Origin of the sequence: Mangrovicoccus ximenensis (assembly GCF_003056725.1) — a bacterium.
In the GTDB taxonomy this organism is placed as follows: domain Bacteria; phylum Pseudomonadota; class Alphaproteobacteria; order Rhodobacterales; family Rhodobacteraceae; genus Mangrovicoccus; species Mangrovicoccus ximenensis.
The window spans coordinates 20,206-35,635 of the sequence record NZ_QBKZ01000025.1 but is presented as its reverse complement, the minus strand read 5'-3'; the positions used below and the strand labels follow the sequence as shown (position 1 = coordinate 35,635).

14 protein-coding genes and 2 pseudogenes are annotated in these 15,430 nt (G+C 66.5%); 3 read left to right on the top strand and 13 right to left on the bottom strand.

The window, feature by feature from the left end; all coding sequences use genetic code 11:
• Window positions 1–46: 46 nt before the first annotated feature.
• The 3 genes from C7T91_RS27850 to C7T91_RS27840 all read right to left on the bottom strand — a co-directional run bounded on the left by C7T91_RS27850 (window position 47) and on the right by C7T91_RS27840 (window position 2,598).
• Window positions 47–415 carry a RidA family protein gene (locus C7T91_RS27850; RefSeq protein WP_108263162.1) on the bottom strand — a complete coding sequence of 123 codons (369 nt, stop codon included), beginning with the start codon at window positions 413–415 and terminating at the stop codon, window positions 47–49.
• A gap of 151 nt (window positions 416–566) precedes the next feature.
• Window positions 567–1,832 carry an ATP-dependent Clp protease ATP-binding subunit ClpX gene (clpX, locus tag C7T91_RS27845; protein ID WP_108263161.1) on the bottom strand — a complete coding sequence of 422 codons (1,266 nt, stop codon included), beginning with the start codon at window positions 1,830–1,832 and terminating at the stop codon, window positions 567–569.
• 133 nt (window positions 1,833–1,965) lie between these two features.
• Window positions 1,966–2,598, bottom strand: coding sequence for an ATP-dependent Clp protease proteolytic subunit (locus C7T91_RS27840; RefSeq protein WP_108263160.1), 633 nt, complete (start codon window positions 2,596–2,598; stop codon window positions 1,966–1,968).
• Window positions 2,599–2,750: 152 nt separating this feature from the next.
• On the opposite strand from C7T91_RS27840, the gene C7T91_RS27835 reads away from it, so the two are divergent.
• Window positions 2,751–3,116 (top strand): ArsR/SmtB family transcription factor, encoded by a 366-nt coding sequence (locus C7T91_RS27835; RefSeq protein WP_108263159.1) that lies wholly within the window; start codon window positions 2,751–2,753, stop codon window positions 3,114–3,116.
• Between the two features lie 2 nt (window positions 3,117–3,118).
• Here the strand turns inward: C7T91_RS27835 and gshB are convergent.
• The 7 genes and pseudogenes from gshB to C7T91_RS27800 form a co-directional block, all read right to left on the bottom strand.
• Window positions 3,119–4,050 (bottom strand): annotated as a pseudogene (gshB, locus tag C7T91_RS27830) (glutathione synthase).
• A 90-nt stretch (window positions 4,051–4,140) separates the two neighbouring features.
• Complete coding sequence (locus C7T91_RS27825) at window positions 4,141–4,491, bottom strand: YraN family protein (RefSeq protein WP_108263158.1); 351 nt, start codon at window positions 4,489–4,491, stop codon at window positions 4,141–4,143.
• A 1-nt stretch (window position 4,492) separates the two neighbouring features.
• On the bottom strand, window positions 4,493–5,353 hold the full coding sequence (rsmI, locus tag C7T91_RS27820; RefSeq protein WP_108263157.1) for a 16S rRNA (cytidine(1402)-2'-O)-methyltransferase: 861 nt from the start codon (window positions 5,351–5,353) through the stop codon (window positions 4,493–4,495).
• A gap of 202 nt (window positions 5,354–5,555) precedes the next feature.
• Window positions 5,556–5,753, bottom strand: a pseudogene (locus tag C7T91_RS27815) (bifunctional diaminohydroxyphosphoribosylaminopyrimidine deaminase/5-amino-6-(5-phosphoribosylamino)uracil reductase RibD); the annotation flags it as partial.
• 3 nt (window positions 5,754–5,756) lie between these two features.
• Window positions 5,757–6,227 (bottom strand): transcriptional regulator NrdR, encoded by a 471-nt coding sequence (gene nrdR / locus C7T91_RS27810; protein ID WP_108263156.1) that lies wholly within the window; start codon window positions 6,225–6,227, stop codon window positions 5,757–5,759.
• 124 nt (window positions 6,228–6,351) lie between these two features.
• Window positions 6,352–6,780, bottom strand: a complete 429-nt coding sequence (locus C7T91_RS27805; RefSeq protein ID WP_108263155.1) for a hypothetical protein — start codon at window positions 6,778–6,780, stop codon at window positions 6,352–6,354.
• 96 nt (window positions 6,781–6,876) lie between these two features.
• Window positions 6,877–7,293: a secondary thiamine-phosphate synthase enzyme YjbQ gene (locus tag C7T91_RS27800; protein WP_108263154.1), complete on the bottom strand. Its 417-nt coding sequence runs from the start codon at window positions 7,291–7,293 to the stop codon at window positions 6,877–6,879.
• A 264-nt stretch (window positions 7,294–7,557) separates the two neighbouring features.
• Between C7T91_RS27800 and C7T91_RS27795 the strand changes: the two genes are divergently transcribed.
• Window positions 7,558–7,761 (top strand): hypothetical protein, encoded by a 204-nt coding sequence (locus C7T91_RS27795; RefSeq protein WP_108263153.1) that lies wholly within the window; start codon window positions 7,558–7,560, stop codon window positions 7,759–7,761.
• An 18-nt stretch (window positions 7,762–7,779) separates the two neighbouring features.
• Window positions 7,780–8,781 carry a DUF6976 family protein gene (locus tag C7T91_RS27790; RefSeq protein ID WP_108263152.1) on the top strand — a complete coding sequence of 334 codons (1,002 nt, stop codon included), beginning with the start codon at window positions 7,780–7,782 and terminating at the stop codon, window positions 8,779–8,781.
• Between the two features lie 530 nt (window positions 8,782–9,311).
• Here the strand turns inward: C7T91_RS27790 and rpoD are convergent.
• The 3 genes from rpoD to polA all read right to left on the bottom strand — a co-directional run bounded on the left by rpoD (window position 9,312) and on the right by polA (window position 15,051).
• Window positions 9,312–11,321, bottom strand: a complete 2,010-nt coding sequence (gene rpoD, locus C7T91_RS27785) for an RNA polymerase sigma factor RpoD (RefSeq protein WP_108263151.1) — start codon at window positions 11,319–11,321, stop codon at window positions 9,312–9,314.
• 107 nt (window positions 11,322–11,428) lie between these two features.
• Window positions 11,429–12,259, bottom strand: coding sequence for a hypothetical protein (locus C7T91_RS27780; protein WP_108263150.1), 831 nt, complete (start codon window positions 12,257–12,259; stop codon window positions 11,429–11,431).
• Entirely contained in the window at window positions 12,256–15,051 is a 2,796-nt protein-coding gene (gene polA / locus C7T91_RS27775) for a DNA polymerase I (RefSeq protein WP_108263149.1), read from the bottom strand. The genes C7T91_RS27780 and polA overlap by 4 nt, the downstream gene beginning before the upstream one ends.
• Window positions 15,052–15,430 lie beyond the last annotated feature (379 nt).

Here is a 15,430-nt window from a genome sequence, read left to right as displayed (position 1 = left end):
CTGCCCGGAAAAGATGGCCGGGACGTTAACCACGTCCCGAGGGCGGTCAGGCCAGCGCCGTGACTTCGATCTCGATCTTCATCTTCGGATCGATCAGCTTGGCCTCGATCACCGAAGCGGCCGGGGGCGTCTCGCCGAAATACTCCTGCAGCACCGGCCAGCAGGATTCGAACTCGGCGAAATCGGCCATGTAATAGGTCACGCGGACCGCCTTGGAGATGTCGGTCCCGGCCTCTTCCAGCGCCGCGGCGATGCGGGTCAGGGTCAGGCGGCACTGCTCGGCGGCGGATTGCTCGGCCGGGCCTTCCGGGTCGATGCCGGTGGTGCCGCTGACGAAGGCGAAGCCGCCGGCGACGACGGCGCGGCAATAGGCGATTTTCGGCTCGAAGGGCGAACCGGAGAAGATGCGTTTCATGGCGGAATACTCCCCTGCGGGTCGCCGGATCGCGGCGGCCTGCCGCGCCCCTGCCCGCGCCGCGCATGGCCATACGCATTCCCTCGGAGGAGGCAAACGAAAAACGGCGCCCGGAGGCGCCGTTTTCCAAGATGTCGCGGAGCGGGTCCGGTCAGCTTGCGCTGGCGGGCTCGTCCTTGCGCTCGGCATAGATCAGCAGCGGCGCCGCTTCGTTGCCGACGGATTCCTCGTTGACCACCACTTCCTCGACATCGTTCATGCCCGGCAGGTCGAACATGGTGTCGAGCAGGATGTCCTCCATGATGGAGCGCAGGCCGCGGGCGCCGGTCTTGCGCTCGATGGCGCGGCGGGCGACCGCCTTCAGCGCGTCCTCGGTGAAGGTCAGCTTGGTGTCTTCCAGTTCGAACAGGCGCTGGTACTGCTTGACCAGAGCGTTCTTCGGCTCGGTCAGGATGGTCACCAGGGCTTCCTCGTCCAGATCGGTCAGGGTCGCGATCACGGGCAGGCGGCCGACGAATTCCGGGATCAGACCGAATTTCAGCAGATCCTCCGGCTCGAGTTCCTTGAAGGTCTCGCCCACGCCCTTGTTCTCGTCCGACTTGACGTCCGCGCCGAAACCGATCGCCGAGCCCTTGCCGCGCTGCGCGATGATCTTGTCGAGACCGGCAAAGGCGCCGCCGCAGATGAACAGGATGTTCGTCGTGTCGACCTGCAGGAACTCCTGCTGCGGATGCTTGCGCCCGCCCTGCGGCGGCACGGAGGCGACGGTGCCTTCCATGATCTTCAGCAGGGCCTGCTGCACGCCCTCGCCCGACACGTCGCGGGTGATCGAGGGGTTGTCGGACTTGCGGGTGATCTTGTCGACCTCGTCGATATAGACGATGCCGCGCTGCGCCCGCTCGACATTGTATTCCGAGGCCTGAAGCAGCTTGAGGATGATGTTCTCGACATCCTCGCCCACATAGCCTGCCTCGGTCAGCGTCGTCGCGTCGGCCATGGTGAAGGGCACGTCGAGGATGCGCGCCAGCGTCTGCGCCAGCAGCGTCTTGCCGCAGCCCGTCGGGCCGATCAGCAGGATGTTCGACTTCGCCAGTTCGATGTCCGAGGATTTCGCCGCATGGTTGAGGCGCTTGTAGTGGTTGTGCACGGCCACCGACAGCACGCGCTTGGCGTGGAACTGGCCGATCACGTAGTCGTCCAGCACGTCGCAGATTTCCCGCGGAGTGGGGACGCCGTCGGAGGATTTCAGGCCGGCGGATTTGGTTTCTTCGCGGATGATGTCCATGCAGAGCTCGACGCACTCGTCGCAAATGAACACAGTCGGGCCGGCGATCAGCTTGCGAACCTCGTGCTGGCTCTTGCCGCAGAAGCTGCAGTACAGCGTGTTCTTGCTGTCTCCGCCAGAATTGTTCGCCATGTCGTCACCTCCTATCGGGCGGGCCGGAGCCCTCGGAACGGAGACCTCGGCCGGCCTCCGGTCAGCTTAGGACAGCAGGAATTCACGCACAACGGATAAATCGCCATGTCGGGAATTCCCGCAATTTGATGGTTTACGCCTTCGGCGCTTCGGGCGTGGCGCGGCTGGTGACGATTTCGTCGACCAGGCCCCAGGCCTTGGCGGCTTCGGCAGTCATGAAGTTGTCGCGTTCCAGCGCCGCCTCGACGGTGGCGTAGTCCTGGCCCGTATGCTTGACGTAGATGTTGTTCAGGCGCTCCTTGAGCTCCAGGATTTCCTTGGCGTGGATCGAGATGTCCGTCGCCTGGCCCTGGAAGCCGCCCGAGGGCTGGTGCACCATGATGCGCGAATTCGGCAGCGAGAAGCGCATGCCCGCCTCGCCCGCGGTCAGCAGGAGCGAACCCATCGACGCCGCCTGGCCGACCACCAGCGTGGAGACCTTCGGCTTGATGTACTGCATCGTGTCGTAGATCGACAGGCCCGACGTCACAACGCCGCCCGGGCTGTTGATGTACATCGAGATTTCCTTGTTCGGGTTCTCGGCCTCGAGATGCAGCAGCTGTGCGACGATGAGCGAGCTCATGCCGTCATGCACCGGCCCCGACAGGAAGATGATCCGTTCCTTCAGAAGGCGCGAGAAAATGTCGTAGGCCCGTTCCCCGCGCGAGGTCTGCTCCACCACCATGGGGACGAGCGTGTTCATGTAAACGTCGATAGGGTCTTTCATCTCAATCGCCTGCTTCTCTTGGTGGCACGAGCGCCGGTCCAGTGAGTCTTAGGGGTGTCGGAAGGGGGCTGCAAGGGCAAGTCGACAAACGGGAGTTGCGGCTTTCGGCGGTACTTCTTGACAGTTTCGTAAGTTCTCACTTACCGTAAGCTATGACTTACGCAGCCGCTTTGCAAGCCCTCGCCGATCCGACCCGGCGCGCCATCGTCGAGAAGCTGCGCCACGGGCCGAAATCGGTGGGCCAGCTGGCCCAGGGCTTCTGCATCAGCCGCCCCGCGGTGTCGCAGCACCTGCGCGTGCTGTGCGGCGCGGGGCTGCTCGACGTGGTGCCGGTGGGCGCGCGCCGGGTCTACCGCCTGCTGCACCGCGCGGCGGAGCGGTTCGGGCTGAGCGCCCGCGGCTTCCACCGCATCCTGCGCGTCGCCCGCACCATCGCCGACCTCGGCGGCAGCGCGGATATCCGCGCCCCGCACATGGCCGAGGCGCTGAGCTACCGCCTGACCGCCGGACCGGCCTGAGCTCAGAGCTTGGCTTCGATCGCCTGCCAGATCTTCCCGGCGACGTTGATCCCGTCGAAGCGCTCCAGCTCCTGGATGCCGGTCGGCGAGGTCACGTTGATCTCGGTCAGCCAGTCGCCGATCACGTCGATGCCGACGAAGATCTGCCCGGCTTCGCGCAGGGTCGGGCCGTCTTGGCGCAGATCTCGCGGTCACGCTCGGTCAGCTCGACCTTCTCGGGACGGCCGCCCACATGCATGTTCGAACGGGTCTCGCCCTCGGACGGCACGCGGTTGATCGCGCCCACCGGCTCGCCGTCGACCAGGATCACCCGCTTGTCGCCCTTGGCGACGGCCGGCAGGAAGGCCTGGGCGATCAGCGGCTCGCGGTTGATGCCGCAGAACAGTTCATGCAGCGAGCTGAGGTTGCGGTCGTTCGGGTCGAGCCGGAACACGCCTGCGCCGCCATTGCCGTAGAGCGGCTTCAGGATGATGTCGCCATGCTCGGCCTTGAAGGCCTTGAGCCGCGCCAGATCCCGCGCGATCATCGTCGGCGGCGTCAGCTCGGGGAATTTCAGCACCAGCAGCTTCTCGGGGAAGTTGCGCACCCAGAAGGGCTTGTTCACCACCAGCGTGCGGCCGTCGAGCAGGTCGAGCATGTGGGTGGTGGTGATGTAGCCCATGTCGAAGGGCGGATCTTGCCGCAGCCAGACGACATCGACCTCCGCGAGGTCCAGATCCTCGGGCTCGCCCAGCACCACGAAAGGCGTCTCGCCGCGGCGGATCTCGGCTGGGCGCGCCATGGCGCGGACCGTGCCGCGGTCGAAGGTCAGCTGCTCCGGCCCGTAGACATAGATCTTGTGGCCGCGCGCCTGGGCCTCTTCGGCCAGCCGGTAGGTGCTGTCGGCATTAGGATTGACCGTTTCGATCGGATCCATCTGGAAAGCGATTGTCAGCATGAACATCCCGTCCTTTTGGGACATCATCTGACCGAATTGCCGGGCCGGTGCAATCGCCACATGGCCGCGCCGCAGGACACGAGCGCGTCAGTGCAGGATGTTTTCCACCAGCCGCGTCCGGCCATGGACGTCGACCAGCGCCAGGTCGAAGCGCATCGGCGTATCCATCTGCAAGGGCTCCCCGGCGACGAATTCCGACGCCGCCGCGAAGATGCGGCACATCTGGCGGTCCGAGAACCGTTCGGCGGCGCGGTCGAAGCTGCGGCTTTTCTTGACCTCGACGAAGACGAGGCCGCCGGCGCCTTCGAGGATCAGGTCGATCTCGCCGCCCTGCCCGCGCCAGCGGCGCGCCCGGACCCGGTGGCCTGTGGCTTCGTAGACCCGCGCGACGCAATCCTCGGCGGCCAGTCCCGCATGGTAGCCCGTCGCGCCGTCCATCTCAGCCCTCCTGCTTGAGCCCCAGCGCCATCTGGTAGACCGCCTTGCGCGGCATGCCGAGGCTTTCGGCCACTTCCTTGACCGCATCCTTCATGCTGAGCCTTTCCATGGCGTTAACCAGGGCGGTCTCGACATCCTCTTCGCCCGCGCTTTCCGGCTCGGCCCCGGCGACGACCAGCACGCATTCGCCCTTGGGCGGGGTTTCGCGCACCAGTTCGAGCAATTCCGCCACGCTGCCGCGCAGCACGGTCTCGTAGGATTTGGTCAGCTCGCGGCAGAGCGCCGCCGGACGGTCCGGCCCGTGGCTCTCGCACAGCGCCTCCAGCAATTCCCCGACCCGGCGCGGGGATTCGTAGATCACCTGCGTCGCCTCGGCATGGGCCTGGTCGCCCAGCCAGGACTGGCGCGCGGCGGCCTTGGCCGGGGGAAAGCCGAGGAACAGGAAGCGGTCGGTCGGCAGCCCGGCCAGAGACAGCGCCGCGATCGCCGCGCTCGCCCCCGGGATCACCGTCACCGGCAGCCCATCGCGCGCCAGTTCGGCCACCAGCCGGTAGCCCGGATCGGAAATCAGCGGCGATCCGGCCTCCGAGGCATAGGCGACACTTCGCCCCTCCCGGATATCGCCCGCCAGCCGTGCGACCGCAGCGTCGGAGGAATGGTCGTGATACGCGACCAGCGGCCGCCCCTCGCGCGGAACCCCATGAATTTGCATGAGTTTCTGCAAAGTCCGGGTATCCTCGGCGGCCAGCACATCGGCCGAGGCCAGCACGTCGAGCGCCCTCAGGGTAATGTCGCGGGCATGCCCGATCGGGGTTGCGACGAGGTACAGCCCCGGCTGGAGCTTGGTCTGCTGATAATTCACGGTTTATGCCGCTCCCGGAGCCGAGTAAGCTCGTCACGATCGAGTGACGCCTGGCAGCATAGGCTGCCCGCAACCGGACCGCAAGGAGACCACCATGGCCCCGCCCCGCGCCATCGCACGCCGCCAGTTTCTCGGAGCCCTCACCATGATTCCCGCCGCGGCCGCGCTGAGCGCCTGCGACCCGGGCGCCTTCGGGTCCGTCACCCGCGGCGGCGGCAGCCCCCTGGGCCAGCGCCATCGCCTCGCCATGCGGCCCGGACTGGCCCTGGGTCCAGCCGCGGCCGACGATCCGTCCGTCCTTCACCAGCACGCAGCCCACCGAGGGCCGCGGCCAGACCTTGCCGAGCCCCCGCGCGCCGAGCGAGAGGGCCAGCGCCATGTAGCGCCGGTCAGATGTCATGGATCAGGCCTCCGGCGGAACCGCGCCGGGACGGAGCTCGGAGACGAACTTGTCGAAATCGTCCGCCGCCTGGAAGTTCTTGTAGACGCTGGCGAAGCGCACATAGGCCACCGTGTCGATCCGCGCGAGCGTCTCCATCACGATCTCGCCGATGGTCTTCGAGGGGATGTCCTGCTCGCCCAGGGATTCCAGCCGGCGCACTATCCCGGAGATCATCTTCTCCATGCGCTCGGGCTCGATCGGGCGTTTCTGGCAGGCGATGCGGATCGAGCGCTCCAGCTTGTCGCGGTCGAAATCCTCGCGCCGTCCATTGGTCTTGATCACCACCAGATCGCGCAGCTGCACGCGCTCATAGGTGGTGAAGCGGCCGCCGCATTCCGGACAGAACCGGCGCCTGCGGATTGCGACATGGTCCTCGGCCGGGCGGGAATCCTTCACCTGGGTGTCCACGTTTCCGCAGAATGGGCAGCGCATGGGGCCTCCGTCGGTCAGTGCGGCTGATCGTCCACCGGGACTATAGGAAACCCACGACGGCTTGGGTAGTGCAGAAACATGCCCCCAACATAAAGTGTGCAGCCGGGGGCACAGTCGCCCTGCGTCAGTTCCAGTCGATCTCCAGCTGCTGGCGCATGCAGCTCTGCTTGCCGTTGGCGACGGTGGTCGCCTCGCCCAGCTTGCGGGGATTGAGGTAGATGCCGTCGAGCGGCGGCGCCTCTTCGCGCGACATCACGGTGAAGCTGACGCCGCGGGTGCCCGGCGAGGACTGGCTGTCGCCGTCGGTGCGGATGATCACCACGCGGTCCGAGGGACGCGCCCCGAGCATGCGCTCGGCGTAATCGGCGGCGGCGCAGAAATACTGCGGACCGGCATCGCCGGGCGACGCGATCACCTCGAAGGTTCCCGGCGTCTGCAGCGGAACCACGCGGCGGCCATTCATGGTGACATAGCTCGAGCCCGGCGTCGGAGGCGGCAGGCTGCAGGCGGAAAGGGCAAGGGCGGCAAGTACCGCAGGGGTCATGATGCGCATGGACCGGGTCCTCCTGTATGGACCAGATCTGACAGACCGCATGCCGTGCCGCAAGCCCGCGCCGTTCAACTTGCAGCGCGCTGCCTCGCCGCAGGGTCATCCCAGATGCGCGGCGACCTCCCGGACATGCGGCGCGCGGCGGTGCTCGGCAACATAGATGCCCTGCCAGGTGCCCAGCCGCATCCGCCCGCCGAGCACCGGGATCGACAGGCTCACCGGCATCAGCGCCGCCTTGATGTGCCCCGGCATGTCGTCCGGCCCCTCGTAGACATGGGTGAGATAGGACATCGACGGATCGTCCGAGGGCGGCACCAGCCGCTCGAAGAAGGCGCGCAGGTCTGACTGCACCTCGGGATCGGCATTTTCCTGAATCAGAAGCGAAGCCGAGGTATGCCGGATCAGGAGCGTCAGCAGCCCGTCGGAGCGGTCCTGCTCCGCCACCCAGCGGGCGACGTCCCGGGTGATCTCGTATAGGCCGGGGCCGCGTGTTTCCACCCGGAAGCTGGTCTGCATGTGGCTGGTCTCCTTCGTGTTTCCCGCAAGTGCGGCGGCCTGGGGACCACTGCCTCGCGCGCGGCCGCCCACCGGGATAGCGCAATTTGCATCCAAATTTTAGGTATATGACAGTCGATTTTTGCTCGATTGCATGGCAATTGCCTGATGCTTTCCGGGGAAAACCGCCCCGGCGGCAAAACTCCGTCAAGGAGTTCCCGCAAGAGTGCCCCCCGATGCGCTGCCGCCGCGCAGCGCCGGAGGGAGCCGCAACGGAGACATGCAATGACCGATACCGCAGCCGTTTTCCGCAGGACACTGACGAGCAGCAAGGAGCTGGGCGACGCCTCTCTGGCGACCAAGATCCTTGTAACCCGGCTGCGCCGGGAAGTCTCTTCGCAGCCCTCGGCGCTCGACAAGGCGGTAACCGAGCTGTCCGCCTATTTTTCAAAGCACCAATTCGCCTCGAAGGACATCGCCGTCCTCTGACGGCAGGGAGCAGACGCCATGAAGAACAAGCTGATGACCATTGCCGAAGCCTCCGCCGCCATCTCCTCGGGCAAGACGCTGCTGATCGCGGGATCGGAAACCGTGCTGCGCCACCTTCCCAAGGGCCGCTGGATCGGCGGCACCTCGGTATATTTCCTGACCGCGGAAGGCGGGGTGTGCGACGAGGACAACGTATTCGTCACCGAATTCGAGACGGCAACCGCGGCCCGCATCCGCCATTACGGCACCGACGCACTGCCCCAGCTTGCCCAGGCCCGGTTCGATCACGGCGTCACCGCCATCCTGATCCCGGCCTTCTCCAAGGCGCATGCGCAATTCGCCATCGAGGGCGCGGGCTACGAGGGCGTGTTCGACCAGCCGCTGATGGGCTGGATCACCGGCACCCATCTCGACGAGGTCGGCAAGACCTCGCCCAAGGTCTTCGACGGCGCCTCGGGGGCGGTCTATGACGAGGGCGCGGTACTGCTCCATGCCGAGCTGCCGCCGCAGATCGTGGCCGAGCTCGACATCATCAACCTCTTCGAACAGGATCCGCACGCCGACACGATCGTCTTCGCCACGGACGGCTTCTCGGCCGAGACCGCGCAGGTGAACGGCGAGACCGTCGATTTCGCGGCCTATGTCGCCTCGAAGGGGATCGACACCAAGCTGCCGCTGGTCGCCGACTATGCGGGCGCGATGATCAACGTGTCCTTCCAGTCCGTCGATGCCGGGAAGCACCGCGTCCAGTTCTATGCGCCGGTGATCGCGGGGATGGAGTACAAGCTGGCGAAATCGACCGGCGACTACGCCACCGCGCTGGCCTCGCAGATCGGTGCCGATGGCGGCGAGCAGCTGTCCTGCAACTGCATCCTCAACTATCTTTACGGCGAGATGGAAGGCAAGAAGACCGGCAACTACACCGGCCCGGCCACCTTCGGCGAGATCGCCTATATCCTGCTGAACCAGACGCTGGTCCATATGAAATTCGAAGCGGCGGAGGCCAGCAAAGTCGCCTGAGCCGGTACAGGCCGGGCAAGGGCCTTGCTCCGGGCGCCGCGCGGCGGGACTTCTCGCGCTCTCCGCGCGCTGTTCCGGTCCCGGGCCATGTTCCGCAGAAGATCGGCCTTTCCTCAAGCGCGGGCGCAATCCGCAGGCCGCCCGGAACTCCGGCGTCGGCATGTCGGCCGGGGCGATGCAGGCGGGGCCGCCTGCTGACCCGATCTCCTGCCGCCAGACGGCGACAGCGGCGGCCGGACACCGCACATCCGCAACAGCATCCCGATGGCAAGGAACCTTGGACCTTTCGCCGCCGCGCGTTGCCGCGCACCGGAGCTATGCCGTTCCCCTGCGTGCCTTCTGGAGGATCGTCGACTTGCCCCAGAAGGCCCGCCGCATCGCCGAAAGCTCCCCGGTCGCCGCCCATGGACAGTTCGCCCCCGGACTTCGCCGAGATGTTCCGGAACCCGCCATGCTGACACGAAAAAGCCTGCCAATCCGTGGACTGGCAGGCTTGGACCTCGATGCTGGCCAGCTGCGGAACGACCGGATTACTGGTCGAGGAAGCTGCGCAGGCGGCGCGACCGGCTCGGGTGCTTCAGCTTCCTGAGCGCCTTCGCCTCGATCTGGCGGATCCGCTCGCGGGTCACGCTGAACTGCTGGCCGACCTCTTCCAGCGTGTGGTCGGTATTCATGCCGATGCCGAAGCGCATCCGCAGCACCCGTTCCTCGCGCGGGGTCAGCGAGGCGAGAACCCGCGTCGTCGTCTCCTTCAGGTTCTCCTGGATCGCGGAGTCGAGCGGCAGGACCGCGTTCTTGTCCTCGATGAAATCGCCCAGCTGGCTGTCCTCCTCGTCCCCGATCGGGGTCTCGAGCGAGATCGGCTCCTTGGCGATCTTCATCACCTTGCGGACCTTCTCCAGCGGCATCTGCAGCTTTTCGGCCAGTTCCTCCGGGGTCGGCTCGCGGCCGATCTCGTGCAGCATCTGGCGGCCGGTGCGCACCAGCTTGTTGATCGTCTCGATCATGTGGACCGGGATGCGGATGGTCCGCGCCTGGTCGGCGATCGAGCGGGTGATCGCCTGGCGGATCCACCAGGTCGCATAGGTCGAGAACTTGTAGCCGCGGCGGTATTCGAACTTGTCGACCGCCTTCATCAGGCCGATGTTGCCTTCCTGGATCAGGTCGAGGAACTGCAGGCCGCGGTTGGTGTACTTCTTGGCGATCGAGATCACCAGGCGCAGGTTGGCCTCGACCATTTCCTTCTTGGCCTGGCGGGCTTCCTTCTCGCCCTTCTGCACCTGCTGGACGATGCGGCGGAATTCGCTGATGTCGAGGCCGACATACTGGCCGACCTGGGCCATGTCGCCCCGCAGCTCCTCGACCTTGTCGAGCGAGCGCTCGAACAGCGCCTGCCAGCCGCGGCCGGCCTTCTCGCCCATGCGGTCGATCCAGGTCGGGTCCAGCTCGTAGCCGCGATAGGCCTCGATGAAGTCGCGGCGGTTGATCCGCGCCTGGTCTGCGAGCTTCACCATCGCGCTGTCGATCGACATGACGCGGCGGTTGATGCCGTAAAGCTGGTCGATCAGCGCCTCGATCCGGCCGGAATGCAGGTGCAGCTCGTTGACCAGAAGGACGATCTCGCTGCGCAGCAGCTGGTACTCGTCCTCGTCTTCCTTCGAGAAGCTCTCGTCCTCGTTCAGCGTGGCCGAGATCCGCAGGTCCTGCATGTCCGACAGCGTGGCGTAGTCGCGGGCGATCCGGTCCAGGGTCTCCAGCACGCGCGGCTTGAGCGCAGCCTCCATCGCCGCGAGCGACATGTTGGCCTGGTCCTCGTCGTCCTCGTCATCCTCGCGCGAGATCGGGTTGCCGTCCGCGTCGTATTCCGGCTGGCTCTCGCCGCGCTCTTCCTTTTTGTCGCCATTGTCGGCGACCACGGTCAGTCCCTCGACGACCGGAGTGCTCTCTTCCTCGCCCTCTTCGCCGACGCCGCGGCCGAAGGTGGCCTCGAGGTCGATCACGTCGCGCAGGAGAATGTCCTCGGACAGGAGTTCGTCGCGCCAGATGGTGATCGCCTGGAAGGTCAGCGGGCTTTCGCAGAGCCCGGCGATCATCGTGTTGCGCCCGGCCTCGATCCGCTTGGCGATGGCGATCTCGCCCTCGCGCGACAGAAGCTCGACCGAGCCCATCTCGCGCAGGTACATGCGCACCGGGTCGTCGGTGCGGTCGAGCTTCTCGGTCTCGCTGCCGCCGATGGCAACGTCGCGGGTCTCGTTCTTGGTGATCACCGCGGTCGAGGCAGCGGGGGCGCCGTCGCCCTCCTCGGCTTCCTCGTCCTCGATGATGTTGATGCCCATTTCCGAGAGCATCGACATCACGTCCTCGATCTGCTCCGACGAGACCTGGTCCGGCGGCAGGACCTGGTTGAGCTGGTCATAGGTGATGAAGCCCTTCTCCCGGGCATCCGCGATCATCTTCTTGACGGCGGCCTGGCTCATGTCGAGCATCGGCTCGTTGTCGTTGTCATTCTGCTTGTGATCGTCGGTGTCCTTGGCGGCCATTTGCAGCTCCTTCGCGGGGTCCCGGGCGACTCACCTAGTGCCCGTCGCTGATTCTGTCACTGTCTAGCAAGCGATTATGAGTGATTCTCTACCGAATGCGAATCGAATCACTGATTCTTGCCTGATTCTCCCAAAGGCAGCTGATCCAGCAGCCGCCTGAATGCATCCCTCTCGTCCCGGTCCAGCCGCGCGCCGTTTTCTGCGATGTCAAAGGCGCTGTCCTTTTCCATGTGCGCGCGCTCGGCGCGGTTGCGGGCCTCGGCGGCCTGGGCGAGCCGATAGGTCACGTATTCGTTCTGTCCCTGTCCGATCTCTTCGGCGGCTTCCTCGATCTCCAGGCGCAACCCCCGCTCCGACTGGAGCTTTGCAAGGGATTCGGCCAGCGTCGATACGGCAACTTCCAGATTTCCGCGGTGCTTGAACACGGGAGTGACGCGCACATGGGGGCTGACAAGGACACTGTCAACGGTCTTGTGACCGGCTTCCTCCCGGATCGCCTCGAGAAATTCCGGCCCGCCCGCTTCTTCAGCGCGGGCGAGAATCGCCTGCAGCAGGCGGCCATGCTCGGCCTCCAGCATCTGCAGCCCGTCGAGATCCGATTCGAACGTGCCGATCACCCGCGGGTCGAGCAGGCAGGCGGCGAGAATCGACATTTCGCGGATGCGTTCGCCCGCGCGGTTGTCGGGATCGCGCGCCAGCGGCGTGGCGCAGGTCTCGGGCCGCGGCTGCACCGGCAGGACCCGGCGCCCGCCCGGCACCAGCACCGCGGCCGCGGTGGCAAGGCCGCGCAGCAGCGCCTGGGCCTGGTCCGCGCCGAATTCGACGGGCCCCGCCGCGGGCGCGATCCATTCCGTGGCGAACCAGGTGGTGACGACGAGGAGGATGAAGGCCATCCCCGCCGTCCAGGCCGCCAGCGCAAGCCGGGCGAACAGGATCAATGCGCTTCGGCCCAGCTCTGCCCCTTTCCGGCATCGACGGTCAGCGGCACGGCCAGCTCCACGGCAGGCATCGACGCGCCTTCCATGACCTCGCGGACCCGGGCGATGGTGTCGTCGACGGCGGCTTCTTCCACCTCGAAGATCAGTTCGTCATGCACCTGCAGGAGCATCTTGGCGGGCAGCCCCTCGATGGCGGCGGGCATGCGGATCATCGCGCGGCGGATCACGTCGGCGGCCGTGCCCTGGATCGGCGCGTTGATCGCGGCGCGCGAGGCGAACCCGGCCTGCGGCCCCTTGGCATTGATCTCGGGCGTGTGGATCTTGCGGCCGAAGAGCGTCTGGACATAGCCGTGCTCCTTGGCGAAGGCCTTGGTTGCGTCCATGTAGTCGCGGATCCCCGGGAAGCGCTCGAAATAGCGGTCGATGAAGCCCTGCGCCTCGGCCCGCGGGATGCGCAGGTTGCGCGCCAGCCCGAAGCCCGAAATGCCGTAGATCACGCCGAAGTTGATCGCCTTGGCCTGGCGCCGGATCTCGGGCGTCATCTCGTCGAGCGGCACGTTGAACATCTCGGACGCGGTGGCGGCATGGATGTCCTGGCCGTCGCGGAACGCGTCCTTCAGCGCCTCGATCCCGGCAATATGGGCGAGGATGCGCAGCTCGATCTGGCTGTAGTCGAGCGAGACCAGCACATTGCCCTTCTCCGGCACGAAGGCCTCGCGGATGCGGCGGCCTTCCTCGGAGCGCACCGGGATGTTCTGCAGGTTCGGATCGGTCGAGGCGAGGCGGCCCGTGTTGGCGCCCGCGATGGAATAGGAGGTATGGACCCGGCCGGTCCCGGCGTTGATGTGGTCCTGCAGCGCGTCGGTATAGGTCGATTTCAGCTTGGAAAGCTGCCGCCAGTCGAGCACGCGGGCAGGCAGGTCATGCTCGGTCGCCAGGTCCTCCAGCACGTCGGCGGGGGTGGACCAGGCGCCGGTCTTGCCCTTCTTGCCGCCCGGCAGGCTCAGCTTGTCGAAGAGGATCTCGCCGAGCTGCTTCGGCGAGCCCACGTTGAAGCTCTCGCCCGCCAGCTCGTGGATTTCCGCCTCCAGCCCGGCCATCTTCTGGGCGAAGGCATTCGACATCCGCGAAAGCACGTCGCGGTCGACCTTGATGCCGGTGCGCTCCATCTGCGCCAGCACCGGGACCAGCGGACGTTCCAGCGTCTCGTAGACGGTGGTGACCTTCGCCTTGTGCAGCCCCGGCTTCAGGACGTGCCAGAGGCGCAGCGTGACATCGGCATCCTCGGCGGCATAGGGCACCGCCTTTTCCAGCGGCACCCGGTCGAAGGTGATCGCCGACTTGCCCGAGCCGAGGAGCGGCTTGATCGGGATCGGCGTGTGGCCGAGATATTTCTCGCTGAGCGCGTCCATGCCGTGGCCGTGCAGCCCGGCATGCTGGGCGTAGCTCATCAGCATCGTGTCGTCGATCGGCCCGACCGCGATCCCGTAGCGGGCGAGGATCTTCATGTCGTATTTCATGTTCTGGCCGATCTTGAGGATCTGCGGGTCCTCCAGCATCGGCTTGAGCATGTCGATCGCCTCGTTCAGCGGCATCTGCCCCTCGGCCAGCGCGTCGCTGCCGAAGAGCCCGCCATCCTCGGCCTCGGCCTTGTGGGCCAGCGGGATGTAGCAGGCGCGCCCCTCTTCCACGGCCAGCGAGACGCCGACCAGATCGGCCACCATCTCGTTCAGGCCGGTGGTTTCGGTATCGACCGCCACCCAGCCGCGGGCATAGGCGAGGTCGATCCAAGCCTGCAGCGCCGCCGCATCGCCGACGGTCTCGTATTTCGCCGGATCGAAGGGCTGGTCCTCGGCCGGGGCGGCGGCGGCCGCCTCGGGGGCCTGCGGCTCGGCCGGAGCCTCGGCGCCGAGCTTGTCGGCGACGCGCTTCGTCAGCGTGCGGAACTCCATGCCGTTGAGGAATCCGATCAGCGTCTCCGCCTCGGGCTCCTTCACCTCGAGGCTGTCCAGCGTGAAATCGAGATCCATGCCGCAATCGAGCTGCACCAGCTGCTTCGAGATGCGGATCTGCTCGGCATTGTCGATCAGCGTCTGGCGGCGCTTCGGCTGCTTGATCTCGGAGGCCCGCGCCAGCAGCGTCTCCAGATCGCCATATTCGTTGATCAGCTGCGCGGCGGTCTTGATGCCGATGCCCGGCGCGCCTGGCACGTTGTCGACCGAGTCTCCGGCCAGCGCCTGCACGTCGACCACCTTGTCGGGGGTGACGCCGAACTTGGCCTCGACGCCCTCGACGCCGATCCGCGCGTTCTTCATCGCGTCGAGCATCTCGACGCCGCCGCCCACGAGCTGCATCAGGTCCTTGTCGGACGAGATGATCGTCACGCGGCCGCCCGCCTCGCGTGCCTGGCAGGCCAATGTGGCGATGATGTCATCGGCCTCGAAGCCCTCGATCTCGTGGCAGGCGATGTTGAACGCGCGGGTCGCCTCGCGGGTCAGCGGGAACTGGGGCACCAGATCCTCGGGGGCCGGGGGGCGGTTGGCCTTGTACTTGTCGTAGAGATCGTTGCGGAAGCTCTTGCCCGAATGGTCGAAGATCACCGCCGCATGGGTCGGCGCATCGGGGCCCGCATTGTCCTCGACATATTTGTAGAGCATGTTGCAGAAGCCCGCGACCGCGCCCACCGGCGCGCCGTCCGACTTCCGCGTCAAGGGCGGCAGCGCGTGATAGGCCCGGAAGATGAAGGCCGATCCGTCGATCAGATGCAGATGATGTCCCTTGCCGAAAGCCATGGCGCGCGTTCCCCTCGTCTGGTCCGGCCCTGCCTATGCCGGAACGTGCTGAGGGCCAAGCGGGAAACGCGCCGCGGCGACCAGAGAAGCTCCGTCCAGCCGGCCGTGTCCGCGGCGGGGCCGGTGCCTCCGCCGGACCGAAGGCTGTCCGGTCTGCGTGATGCGCCGGTCCGGCGATGAGGCCGCTGGCGATGCCGTTGCCGAAGGGGAGGCGGAGCACGTCCCGTTCGGGCGCATCGGCGGCGCGCCTCTCCGGGACGGTCCTCTCGGGGGCATCGGGGGACAGCGCTCCGGGCGGCTCTTGTTCCTCCTGCAAGAGGACATCTGCGGGCAGCCCGTCCGGGTCCGGTACGTCCGGCCCGGCGCTTCGGGCGGGCGC

Coding starts and splice junctions, on each gene's coding strand:
- clpX (WP_108263161.1), bottom strand. CDS start 1,832: ATGGCGAACAATTCTGGCGGAGACAGCAAGAACACGCTGTACTGCAGC.
- C7T91_RS27850 (WP_108263162.1), bottom strand. CDS start 415: ATGAAACGCATCTTCTCCGGTTCGCCCTTCGAGCCGAAAATCGCCTAT.
- polA (WP_108263149.1), bottom strand. CDS start 15,051: ATGGCTTTCGGCAAGGGACATCATCTGCATCTGATCGACGGATCGGCC.
- C7T91_RS27805 (WP_108263155.1), bottom strand. CDS start 6,780: ATGCGCATCATGACCCCTGCGGTACTTGCCGCCCTTGCCCTTTCCGCC.
- nrdR (WP_108263156.1), bottom strand. CDS start 6,227: ATGCGCTGCCCATTCTGCGGAAACGTGGACACCCAGGTGAAGGATTCC.
- C7T91_RS27840 (WP_108263160.1), bottom strand. CDS start 2,598: ATGAAAGACCCTATCGACGTTTACATGAACACGCTCGTCCCCATGGTG.
- C7T91_RS27800 (WP_108263154.1), bottom strand. CDS start 7,293: ATGCAGACCAGCTTCCGGGTGGAAACACGCGGCCCCGGCCTATACGAG.
- rpoD (WP_108263151.1), bottom strand. CDS start 11,321: ATGGCCGCCAAGGACACCGACGATCACAAGCAGAATGACAACGACAAC.
- C7T91_RS27795 (WP_108263153.1), top strand. CDS start 7,558: ATGACCGATACCGCAGCCGTTTTCCGCAGGACACTGACGAGCAGCAAG.
- C7T91_RS27835 (WP_108263159.1), top strand. CDS start 2,751: ATGACTTACGCAGCCGCTTTGCAAGCCCTCGCCGATCCGACCCGGCGC.
- C7T91_RS27790 (WP_108263152.1), top strand. CDS start 7,780: ATGAAGAACAAGCTGATGACCATTGCCGAAGCCTCCGCCGCCATCTCC.
- C7T91_RS27825 (WP_108263158.1), bottom strand. CDS start 4,491: ATGGACGGCGCGACGGGCTACCATGCGGGACTGGCCGCCGAGGATTGC.